Source organism: Nonomuraea sp. KM90 (genome assembly GCF_052246675.1).
In the GTDB taxonomy this organism is placed as follows: Bacteria; Actinomycetota; Actinomycetes; order Streptosporangiales; family Streptosporangiaceae; genus Nonomuraea.
This window is the reverse complement of record NZ_JBQQCB010000214.1, coordinates 1-10698: the sequence shown is the minus strand read 5'-3', so window position 1 is coordinate 10698 and position 10698 is coordinate 1. Positions and strand designations below refer to the sequence as shown.

Sequence of the window (10698 nt, the reverse complement as noted above, 5' to 3'; positions counted from 1 at the left end):
ACCCTGAAGTCCTGGAAGGTGCTGACCAGGCTGCGCTGTTGCCCGCATCGCGCGACCGCACTCGTGCAGGCGATCCTCGTGCTGCAGCTGGTGGAAGAAGGCCGCTACTCAGGATGAAAAGGGCTCAGTGGCGTATCCAGGGAAAAGACGACGCGCCCTCCCCCTGAAAGTCCCGTTCATCATCGAGACCTGCCACGTCCTGGCCCGGCTTTTCATCCCTGCCGCCTGCGCCATCGACCAGGTCCTGAGCTGGTCCTACTACCGCCGCCTCCACCAGGCCCGAGCGCAACTCAGCCACGACTGCCGACGCGGTCATCCCATCCCAAGAGATCGGTGAAAGCGAGCCATCTCCACTGCCAGGGCGATCAGAATTGTCCGCATTACCTGCGCCGCCGTAGCGTAGAACGCTTCTGCACCCATTTCAGATAATCGCGCCCGGTCCGCCGAGCGTTGCACTACGCAATCGCGACAAAACGGGAGGGCCGCCTCCTGTCCCCCCACGACAGGGCGCGGCCCCAACGATTAGCTGGTGTAGTAAATCTCCAGGTGATAGTGGGACGTGGTGTGCGACCAGTGCGGGCCGTTGATCGCGCGGCACCGCCACGTTCCTCCCCATAGCTTGCCGGCGGACCTGCAGGACGCAAAACCAGCGGACGTCAGAGGGTAAGCCGCGACGTATTCCCACTGTCCCAAGCTCCTCGTGGCGCTAGCCGGAACCGCCGCCAAAGCGGTGATGGTGGTCACAGCGGCCAGTGCAACCGCGCCCAGACGTTTCGCGAGCATGTGCATAATGCTCCTTGGCCGAGGGGTTTCTCTTTTTGATTTCCCTGCGCATGAGTATTGGCGATCAATGGGGGTCGTGTCATTGACCGAGAACGCCAACTTGCTTGCCGTCGTGCGCCATACGGCCGCGCGGACGCACAACACCGGCGACATCGCGGGTCCGGGCGATGAGCCGGGCGCCCAGATCCGGAAGGCGGCCCGTGAGATCATCATGACCAGGCCTCGCTGAGGCGGTCCTGCCGCGATGTCGGGGTCGATGGGCCTGCGAGGAGGCCATGGTCGAGGCGGTGGTGGAGGCGGTGCATCCCGTCGGTGATGGCGGGTGTTCAGGCGTTCGAGGTGCGGGTGCAGCGGATCTGGGTGCACGAGGAGATCCGGATGAAGGGTACGGACGACCACATCGACCCCGACGCCTGGCGGCCGCTGATCATGAGCTTCCAGAAGTCGTACGGACTCGGCCCGCAGGTGTCTCCGTCCACCTGGCGGGCATTCCCGAGCGGTGGTACAGGAGTGCCGACCTTGAGCGGGCCCGTCAGAGCGCGGCGCGGCAGCTGATCTCCATGCCGTCCTCGACAGGAAAGGAGACGCTGACGTAGCCGTTGGCCGGATCGCGTACGTGGTCCAGATAACCGGCGACCGTGGGAAAGCTGCTGTCGTCGGCCACCACGAGCGCGCCGGGGGCCAGCCGGGGCTCCAGCAGGCGCAGCACCGGCAGGTACAGGTCCTTCCAGCCGTCGAGCAGCACCAGGCCGATCGGACCCGGCACGTCGGCGAGGGTCCGCAGGGCGTCGCCGGGCAGGATCGTCACGTGCTCGCCGAGTCCCGCCTCGGCGAGGTTGGCGCGGGCGGCCTCGACCTTGGTATCGCTCAGCTCGCTGCCGTACACGTGGCCCGTGCCGTTGTCGGCGACCGCGGCCGCCAGGTGAAGGGTCGAGATGCCGTACGAGGTGCCGAACTCCACGACGGTCTGCGGGCGGGCGGCCCGGATCAGCGAGTAGAGCAGCTCGCCGCCCCGTTCCGAGATCGGCATGTAGACCGCCTCCAGGGCATCGGCGCGCTCCTGCACGCCCGAGTGCGCGGAGTACGGGCCGACCGGGGCGTCGTCGTCGCGGTCGGCCGCGGCGAACAGCCGGTCGAGTACGGGGCGGACTGGTGAGGTGTGCAGTGAGATGGACATGGCTGTTAGGCTAGACGCGACGTTGAGTCTTGTCTAGAGCGCCCGGTCCAAGGCGGTTCGCTAAAGTGCCCAATCGAGAAGGCAGTTACCAAGCGGGAGGCCACATGGGCGGTTCGGGGTCCGCCGGGAAGGCAGCCGACGCGCGCCGCGCGGCCCACCGGGGAAACCGGTACGGGCGCAGCGAGGAAGCCCGGCAGGCCGTGCTGGACGCGGCCGACGACCTGCTGGTGGAGCGCGGGTTCGCGGGAGTGACGATGGAGGGGATAGCCGCCCGCGCCGGTGTCGCCAAGCAGACCATCTACCGCTGGTGGCCCTCCAAGGTCGACGTGCTGATGGACGCCTTCATCGAGGACATGGCCGAGCACCTGCCCGTACCCGATCACGGCGACCTCGGCCGTGACCTGCGCGCGCACCTCGGCGGGCTCGCCGGCTTCCTGACCCGCTCGGACCCCGGCGCCGTCTTCCGCGCGCTGGCCGGACAGGCCCAGCACGACCCGGAGCTCGCCGCCCGCCTGCGCGCCGACTACCTCGGCCGGCAGCGCGCCCGCGACGCCCTTCCGCTGGCCCGCGCGGTCGAGCGCGGCGAACTGCCCGCGGGCTTCGACGTCGGCTTCGCGCTCGACCAGCTTCTCGGCCCCCTCTACTACCGGGTGCTGGTCACGGGGGAGCCCGTGTCGCGCGAGTTCACCGACCGGCTCGTGGAGCGGTTCCTCAGCCAGTACGCCCTGCCGTCCTCCCCGAGCCGCCCACCCGGGTAGTCTCCCCAGGCGGGCTGATTCCCGCACTTCCTGGTCCGCGTCGTGGACCTGCACGAACGTGCCGGCGAGTTCCGTCGCGCCCGGAAGGTCGAGAGGAGATTGCCCGCTCTGGCCGTGATGATGATCGCGGCGGCGCCGACCCCACAGCACACCAGCGTCACGACCGGCCCGTGCGCACTCAGGGGATGTTGCGGCAGCGTTCTATCAGGCGTGGTGCTGGGATCGGATCCCGGCTCGTGCGGCGCACAGCGCCACCAGGTCCGTCAACCCCAGGGCGGGCATGGACGGGCCGAGCGCGCAGCGTCTGCTCCATGCTCACGTCGCGATCGGTCAGGCATTCCAGCGTCTCGATCACCGGGACCAGGGTCGCCGGCACCTCAGCCCAGCACTCACGCAACGCCGGGCCCGACGGCCCGCAGATATCCGGTCGGCGCGCGGACGGTCGCCGGGAAGTTCAGGGAAGACAGGATCGCACGCTCGATCTGTTCCCTGCGTGACCTGCTCTGCGGGTGGGACGAGGCGAGGGTGGCCGGATGGACGAGCAGGACGAAACGCTGGGGACTGTGCTCGGCCAGTACCTCGGCGTTCGCCGCGAACGCCTGCGCGGCGCTGTCCGGGATGTGGTCTTTCCATCGCCGGTGGAGTCTTTCTCCAGAAAGCTATCCATGATCCGCATACCACGCAGTCCGCAGGATTTCCGTACGGTGAAGGTATGTTCTTCGAACCCCCGCCAGCTCAGGAAGAACGGACTCGCCCACCCAAACCTGGATGGCCGGCCTGGTCCGCTCCGCCGGCGGACGAGATGGGCGCGGTGATGGTCAGCGGGCTGATACTGGCCCGCACCCCGAATGTCGCCATCACCGTGCCGACGATTCAGGCATTCAGCACCGGCTGCCTGATCAACGTGGACCTCGTCACCCGACGGCAGACTCTATCCCCCGACGACTTCCAGGCCCTCCAACTATCCGTGTTCCCTCACATGGTCACCGGGGTGAAGGCCGAGCAGCCGTTACCGGACCAGCTGCTGCGCTTCGGCGTGCGCCTCGCCGACGGCGCCAAGGCCACCACCGTCGGACAACGTTGGGACAGGACACAACTCCCGCAGGATCCGCCACCAGGCCCGCAGTTGTCCTTGCTCCTCCCGGGCATGTCCATGCGCAGCGGTGACGAGGACGTAGGTGTCACGACCTGGGGGCTATGGCTGTGGCCTTCGCCTCCCCAGGAGAGGTTCCAACTCGCCGTGGAGTGGCCCGTCGGCGGCATAGAGCTGAGCATCGTCGAACTCGACGGCGCGGCCATCGCGGCCGCCGCCCAGCAGGCGGTCCCGTACTGGCAGGAATCCCCACAGGACAGGTAGACCCGGCCATCTTCGCTGCAGAGGTGGGGCCCTACAAGTCCGCGATCGTGTTCGGTCCATGGGTTGAGGAATGCCTCTGAATCGACAGTCCCAGCGACAAGATGCAGATCAAGCCGACAACCCGCCCACCATGACGCCATTAGCTCCACGCTGCCGGAGTCTTCTCATACCGCTACAAGGACTTGGGTTCAAAGAGCGCCTGGAAACCTGGGTCCTGGTCCCCCTGCCAGCTGCGGTGCACGTCCGCGCTGGTGGTGTCGCCGCAGACCTTCGCCTGCGTCTCGTGCAGGCAATTGCCCGGCCTGAATGGCCAGCAGAGAGGAGAAGAACGGCACTGGCTACTCCGCCATCTTGAGGTGGCGGTCCAGCTCGTCGAGGGTCAGCGGCTGCCGGCGCAGCGGCTCGGAGGCGTCCAGCGCCGTGGCGTGGAGGCTGCCGAGGAACAGCTCCAGCTGCTGGCCAGTAATCAGCTCGTTCAGTTCAGTGCCGATGACGGGCAGCGGGCGGGACAGCTTGATGACGCCGAGCCAGATGTCGATGGGGTTGACGCCTTGGCGGAGCTGCCCCTCCTGCTGGGCGGTGCGGGTGAGCTGCTCCATCTGCTCGAAGAGCTGGTCGCGTCGCGCCCTCAGTGTTCCCCCCTCGCTGCGCGCGTCCTCCTCCAGGCCGGGGAGCAGCACCGGCATGATGATGCTGAGCCGCAACTCCACCAGGCGGCGTATGAGCTGCGCGAGAGCGTCCCAGGCGTCGGGGTGCGCGGCGGTGGCGCGGTCCAGTTCCTCACCGACCAGGGTCAGGTTGTCCAGGGCGACCTGCTGGACGAGCGTGTGGCGGTCGGGGAAGCGGCGGTAGAGGGTGGCGATGCCGATACCGGCACGGCGGGCGATCTCCTCCAGTGGCGCGTGGATGCCCTGCTCGAGGAAGACTTCGCGGGCCGTGATGATGATCTGCTCGCGGTTGCGACGGGCGTCCGCCCGCAGTCGGGTCGTGTTCTCGGTCAACCGGTACCCATCTCCTTGGGATGTGGAGGGAATCCCTTCGATTGTGCTAGCTTACCGTCTGCAGCAAGCGAAGGATTACCCTCCGCTTATTGAGGAGAGGCTGATGTCCCAGACCACGACTCCTGACAGCCGGAGCTTCCCGTTCCGGCGGCAGTGCCCGTTCGCCCCACCGCCGGACTACGACCGGCTGCGCGCCGAGGAACCTGCTTCCAAGGTGCGGCTGCCCACCGGCGGCACCGCCTGGCTGGTGACCCGGTATGAGGATGTCCGGACCGTGCTGAGCAGCCCGGTGTTCAGCGCCGACGGCACCCGCCCCGGCTTCCCCACGCTCCTCCCGGGACAGGCGCAGGTCCTGCAGCGCCCGCCGTTCATCCGCATGGACCCGCCACAGCACAGCTTCTACCGGCGGATGCTCATCCAGGAGTTCACCCTCAAACGCATCAAGACGATGCGGCCCGGCATCCAGACCACCGTCGACCGGCTGCTCGACGACCTGCTCGCCAGGACCCCGCCGGTGGACCTGGTCGAGGCGTTCGCGCTCCCCGTGTCGTCGCTGGTGATATGCCAGCTGCTCGGTGTGCCCTACGACGACCACGAGTTCTTCCAGAGCAGGAGCATGGTCGGCGTGTCAGGGACGAGCACCGCGGAGCAGGTCGCGGCCGCGCTGGGTGAGCTGCGCGCCTATATGGACGGCCTGATCACCCGCAAGCAGCAGGAGCCTGGCGGCGACCTGCTGAGCAAGCTGGTCACCGAGCACCTGGACCCCGCCGGCGAGCTCCGCCGGGATGACCTCGTGATGACGTGCCTGATGCTGCTCAACGCGGGCCACGAGACCACGGCGAACATGATCTCGCTGGGCACCGTGGCGCTGCTGGAGCACCCCGACCAGCTCACCGCCCTGCGGGAGAATCCCGAGCTGCTCCCCGACACCATCGAGGAGCTGCTGCGCTACCTCAGCATCGCCGACCTCGTCACCACCCGGATCGCGGCCGAGGACACCGAGCTCAGCGGCACCCGGATCCGCGCGGGCGAGGGAGTCTTCGCCCTGCTGGCCGCGGCCGACTGGGACCCCGCAGTGTTCCCCGAGCCCGAGCGGCTCGACGTTCACCGCGGCAACCGGCACCACGTGGCCTTCGGCTACGGCGTGCACCAGTGCCTCGGGCAGAACCTCGCCCGGGCTGAGCTGGAGATCGCCTTTTCCACCCTCTTCGAGCGCATCCCCACCCTGCGGGTCGCCGTGCCGGTGGACGAACTGCCCTACAAACACGGCAATCTCGCGTACGGCATCCACGCCCTGCCCGTCACCTGGTAGGCGGAGCATGCGGATCACCGCCGACACCACCGTCTGCATCAGCGCCGGCCTGTGCGCGCTCACCGCGCCGGGGGTCTTCGACCAGGGGGACGACGACGGACGGGTCGCGGTAGTCCTACCGGACCCCTCCGGGGAGCTGCGCGAGGCAGCAGCCGAGGCCGTCCGGCTGTGCCCCAGAGGGGCACTCGACATCAGGTAGGCAACGGCCGGGCGCCAGCCTCGATGATCTAAAAGTTCTCGACGCTTCCGATCACCAGCAGGACCTGTGCCTGCCCTGCCATCGTGGCTCACCAACCCGCGGTGGGACCAGTTTGCCGCGCTGCTGCCCGACCGTCCCGCCGGTTACCAGGCCGACCACCCGCTGGGTTGCCAACGGCGACCGGTCACCGACCGGGTCGTGTTCGACAAGCTCATCCAGCTGCTGGTGGTTGGCCGCCGATACCGCAGATCACCGACGCGACCTGCTCGACGGCCAACGAGCCGCCATGCTGTCGAACAGCGAACGGCGAAGCCGGCTTGAAGCGGAAGCTGATTCCGCTGCTCAGGACACTATGTGGCGGCTGATGTCACGTTGGTTGACGGCATCTCGATTTCTCCGACTACGCCTGCGAAACGGCGGCCACCGGTGTCTGGAACGCCTGATCGCCGCGTTTTCCGCTGACTCAGCTCAACGAATCGACGAACAACAGGAAGGGACGAGCATGTCTGGTTTGCAGGACAAGGTAGTGATCGTGACGGGTGGCGCCCGCGGGATCGGTGCGGCCGTGGCCGCCCGCATGGCTCGGGGCGAAGCCAAGGTGGTGGTCACCGACCTGCTCGACGAACAGGGTGCCAAGACCGCCTCCGAGATCCGGGGCCTGTTCCTCCGTCACGACGTGACCAGCGAGGATGATTGGAAGAGCGTGGTGGAGGCGACCGTCGAGCACTTCGGCCGGGTGGACGGCCTGGTCAACAACGCCGGGATCGCCGCGGGGGCACCTCTGGAGAGCGAGACGCTGGAGCGGTTCGAACGGGTGCTGAAGGTCAACCTGACCGGAGTGTTCCTCGGGCTGAAGGCGGTCATCGAAGCGATGCGGGCGACCGGCGGCGGCTCGATCGTCAACATCGCCTCCATTTCCGGACTGATCGGGCTTGCTGGGGTCTCGGGGTACGGAGCGTCCAAGTGGGGCGTCCGGGGCCTGACCAAGATCGCCGCGGCGGAGCTGGGCCGCCACCGGATTCGAGTCAACGCCGTGAATCCGGGCGTGATCTACACCCCGATGACCATGGAGCGTAACGCGCAGTTGGGGGAAGGCAACTTCCCCCTGGCCCCGCTGGGCCGGATCGGCGTCCCGGAGGAGATCGGCGAGGCGGTGTCCTTCCTCATCTCGGACACGGCCTCGTACATGACCGGCGCGGAAATCACGGTGGACGGCGGCTGGACGTCCGGACAGGCCATGATGACGCAGCACCTCGACGCCACCGACAGGACCGCCCCCTGACCCTTGAGTTCAAGCCAATTGCCTTTTAGCAGGGAGTGGTCTCATGTCCGAAGTAATCGCCGTTTTCGGTGCTGGTATCGCGGCTCGGCGTCTCCGTGCCCGGCGCTTCGGGCGCGAAAACTTCCGTGTGGCCCTGGCAGCCCGCCGTAAAGACCGACTGGACGCACCCGTCGAGCAACTCGCAGGAGAGGGCATCGAGGCTGCCGCCTTCACCGCCGACTTGGCCGAGCCTGCCTGAGTCCCCGTGACGCCAACGCAGGCAGAACCTTGCGGGCATTGGGCAGCGCCTCACGCCAAGCTCCGAATCTCAAGGCGTCGATCTGTTCGATGGAAGGAGGTACACGGGTGACGCCGTACTCGGTATTTGCAGGACGGTTGAACTCGTCGATTGGCTGGACGACGGTGTGTCCCGTCAGCCGGTGGACGCCGACCTGGTACCGGCGATCAGAAAGTTGAAGAACTGGGCCGGCATGCCGGCCTTCCGCTTCACCATCGAGTGCGCGGGCCCAGTCTTGCGTTGCGCCCCAAGCTTCTCGAGAACCCACGGGAGTCGCGTATACGCCCGGCCATGGCCGCGGCGGCCCGACTGCCGGAGTCGCTCATCAGCAACTTCCCCGTCGCCATGGCCATCTGGGACAGGAGCTGCGCTGCGTCTGGCTGAACGAGGCGGCCCAGCAGCTCAGTGACGGCTACCCGTACTCCCGGGTCGGCCGCTCCCTGACCGAGGTCATCGACGGGATCGGCACGGAAGCGGTGCAGGACGCGATGCGCAAGGTGTTCGCCGGCGGCCGGCCCATGATCCACCGTGAGGCCCACTGGTCCCACGGGAGTCAGCAGCGCACGATGTCCATCTCGCTGTTTACGTGGCCGCTTACCCGGTGGCCTCTGCTCTTGCTCGGGAAGATCGTCATAGGGCGGTCGGCGTAGCCGTGAAGCGTAATCTACACCGTGACGATAAAAATCGACGCCGTGTAGAATTTGGACGAAGGGGGCAGTCCAGCTCCTTTCGAGTCCTGTCTGGAGGGGCAGTGCAGAAGCAGAAGTGGCTCATCACCGGCGTCAGTACGGGCCTTGGGCGTGCCTTCGCGCAAGCCGCCCTGGCCGCCGGGCACACTGTCGTCGGAACGGTCCGCTCCGAGAAAGACCTGCGGGCCTTCGAAGAGCTCCAACCCAGGTACGCTCACGGCCGCATTCTGGATGTGACCGATGGCGACGCCGTCTCGAGTGTGGTCGCCGAGGTAGAGCAGAGCGTCGGGCCTGTGGATGTCGTCGTCGCCAACGCCGGTTACGGCCTGGAGGGCACCTTTGAGGAAACCCCGCTGACCGAGGTGCGGCGGCAGTTCGAGGTCAACGTATTCGGGACGGTGGCCACCCTGCAGGCAGCACTGCCCTACATGCGCCGGCGCCGCCGCGGACACTTGATGGCCGTCACGTCCATGGGCGGGCTGATGGCCGTGCCCGGCATGTCCGCCTACTGCGGTAGCAAGTTCGCCCTGGAAGGCATCCTCGAGGCCCTGGGCAAGGAGGTCGCACAGTTCGGGATCCACGTGACGGCGATCGAGCCCGGCTCCTTCCGCACCGACTGGGCGGGACGGTCCATGACACGCGCCGCGCGGTCCATCGACGACTACGACGAGCTGTTCACCCCCATCCGTGAAGCGCGGCAGAAGGCAAGCGGAAACCAACTGGGCAATCCGGCCAAGGCCGGGGAAGCCGTCGTGCACATCGCGTCGGTCGACCAGCCGCCGGCCCATCTCGTCCTGGGTTCGGACGCGCTGCGACTGGTCACCGCCGCGCGCGTGGCCGTGGACGAGGACATCCGGGCATGGGAGACGCTCTCCCGTACGACCGACTTCGCCGAGGGCGCTCAGCTCTGATGCCCGGCCACCACCCCGCGCGGAGCCGACGCACCACCGAACGCAAGGGCGATGTCCGGGAGCGGGCCATTCTGGACGCCTGCGAAGCTCTGCTGGCGCAAAAGGGCTACGACGCCATGGCCGTCGGCGACATCGCACAGGGCGCCGGCATCACACGCGGCGCCCTGTACTTCTACTTCGGCTCCAAGCAAGAAGTGGTCACGGCACTCGTGGCCCGGACCGTTGAGCACCTGTGGGAGCGATCCCGGGCCACTGCGGAGACCGACGAGCCGCGCCAGGCCATCGCAGCGGCCATGCAGCGCACGGTCGAGCTGTGGAACGAGCACGGCCTGGTCATGCGCACGGCGATCGACCTGTCGTTGACCGTGCCGGAGATCGGCAAGCTGTGGAGCCATACCGCTGACTTGTTCATCAGAGCCATCACTGCCGTCTTGGAACGAGCCGGCGTTCAGGCCGGCACCGAACCACACCAGGCGTCAGCCATGGCACGCGCCCTGTGCTGGATGATCGAGCGGACCTTCTACCACGCCTCGCAACAGTCTCGCGAGCAACTGCAGAAGGCATCTTCGACCTGCGAGCATATCTGGCTGATCAGTGCTGGCCTGGACGGTGAAGCGTAAGAAGCGAACATCGCCGATGCCTTGCGCGTGAAGCGGCGCCCAGGGCATGTCGCAGGGCTTGGGTGGCCTGTTGGGTCCGGCCAGGAGTCCTCGAGTACTCCTGATGGCGTCCGAGGCTGTCCTTCCGGACGTTCGGGCACGTTCGATGCGTGATCCCGCGGTGGGGCCGTGGTCGCGGTGGCAGGGCTGGCGGGGCTGGGCGTGTTGAGCTGCCCCGGGTTGGTTGGAGGCTCCCAAGACTGGAAGGCTGGGAGTCGTGCCCGCACCGAGGAAGTACCCCCAAGAGCTGCGCGATCGCGCCGTCAAGATGGTGTTCGACCTGCGTGAGGAGA

Annotated in this window: 13 protein-coding genes and 2 pseudogenes; 13 read left to right on the top strand and 2 right to left on the bottom strand. The window is 67.4% G+C overall.

What is annotated here, in order from left to right; genetic code table 11:
* From ACTWPW_RS60890 to ACTWPW_RS60880, 3 genes and pseudogenes are all read left to right on the top strand, one after another.
* Positions 1-117: pseudogene (locus ACTWPW_RS60890) on the top strand (IS5/IS1182 family transposase); the annotation flags it as partial.
* Between the two features lie 742 nt (positions 118-859).
* Positions 860-1012 (top strand): hypothetical protein, encoded by a 153-nt coding sequence (locus ACTWPW_RS60885; protein ID WP_443174524.1) that lies wholly within the window; start codon positions 860-862, stop codon positions 1010-1012.
* Positions 1013-1098: 86 nt separating this feature from the next.
* Positions 1099-1338: a hypothetical protein gene (locus ACTWPW_RS60880; RefSeq protein ID WP_443174523.1), complete on the top strand. Its 240-nt coding sequence runs from the start codon at positions 1099-1101 to the stop codon at positions 1336-1338.
* Here ACTWPW_RS60880 and ACTWPW_RS60875 read toward each other — a convergent pair.
* Complete coding sequence (locus tag ACTWPW_RS60875; RefSeq protein ID WP_443174522.1) at positions 1316-1960, bottom strand: O-methyltransferase; 645 nt, start codon at positions 1958-1960, stop codon at positions 1316-1318. The two genes, ACTWPW_RS60880 and ACTWPW_RS60875, sit on opposite strands and share 23 nt — an antisense overlap.
* A gap of 104 nt (positions 1961-2064) precedes the next feature.
* Between ACTWPW_RS60875 and ACTWPW_RS60870 the strand changes: the two genes are divergently transcribed.
* Positions 2065-2718, top strand: a complete 654-nt coding sequence (locus tag ACTWPW_RS60870; protein ID WP_443174521.1) for a TetR/AcrR family transcriptional regulator — start codon at positions 2065-2067, stop codon at positions 2716-2718.
* 712 nt (positions 2719-3430) lie between these two features.
* Entirely contained in the window at positions 3431-4075 is a 645-nt protein-coding gene (locus ACTWPW_RS60865; protein ID WP_443174520.1) for a hypothetical protein, read from the top strand.
* 338 nt (positions 4076-4413) lie between these two features.
* Here the strand turns inward: ACTWPW_RS60865 and ACTWPW_RS60860 are convergent, their stop codons facing one another.
* A complete protein-coding gene (locus ACTWPW_RS60860; RefSeq protein WP_375119232.1) occupies positions 4414-5076 on the bottom strand; it encodes a TetR/AcrR family transcriptional regulator in 663 nt (220 codons plus the stop codon).
* A 103-nt stretch (positions 5077-5179) separates the two neighbouring features.
* On the opposite strand from ACTWPW_RS60860, the gene ACTWPW_RS60855 reads away from it, so the two are divergent.
* From ACTWPW_RS60855 to ACTWPW_RS60820, 8 genes and pseudogenes are all read left to right on the top strand, one after another.
* Positions 5180-6388, top strand: a complete 1209-nt coding sequence (locus ACTWPW_RS60855; protein WP_443174519.1) for a cytochrome P450 — start codon at positions 5180-5182, stop codon at positions 6386-6388.
* Positions 6389-6395: 7 nt separating this feature from the next.
* Positions 6396-6587, top strand: coding sequence for a ferredoxin (locus ACTWPW_RS60850; protein ID WP_443174518.1), 192 nt, complete (start codon positions 6396-6398; stop codon positions 6585-6587).
* A gap of 66 nt (positions 6588-6653) precedes the next feature.
* A pseudogene (locus tag ACTWPW_RS60845) lies at positions 6654-6856 on the top strand (IS5/IS1182 family transposase); the annotation flags it as partial.
* Positions 6857-6873: 17 nt separating this feature from the next.
* Positions 6874-7869, top strand: a complete 996-nt coding sequence (locus ACTWPW_RS60840; RefSeq protein WP_443174517.1) for a glucose 1-dehydrogenase — start codon at positions 6874-6876, stop codon at positions 7867-7869.
* 43 nt (positions 7870-7912) lie between these two features.
* On the top strand, positions 7913-8107 hold the full coding sequence (locus ACTWPW_RS60835) for a hypothetical protein (RefSeq protein WP_443174516.1): 195 nt from the start codon (positions 7913-7915) through the stop codon (positions 8105-8107).
* 392 nt (positions 8108-8499) lie between these two features.
* Entirely contained in the window at positions 8500-8796 is a 297-nt protein-coding gene (locus ACTWPW_RS60830) for a PAS domain-containing protein (protein WP_443174525.1), read from the top strand.
* 101 nt (positions 8797-8897) lie between these two features.
* On the top strand, positions 8898-9746 hold the full coding sequence (locus ACTWPW_RS60825; protein ID WP_375119227.1) for an oxidoreductase: 849 nt from the start codon (positions 8898-8900) through the stop codon (positions 9744-9746).
* Positions 9746-10366: a TetR/AcrR family transcriptional regulator gene (locus ACTWPW_RS60820; protein ID WP_443174515.1), complete on the top strand. Its 621-nt coding sequence runs from the start codon at positions 9746-9748 to the stop codon at positions 10364-10366. Before ACTWPW_RS60825 ends, ACTWPW_RS60820 begins: the two co-directional genes overlap by 1 nt.
* The last annotated feature ends 332 nt before the right edge of the window (positions 10367-10698 follow it).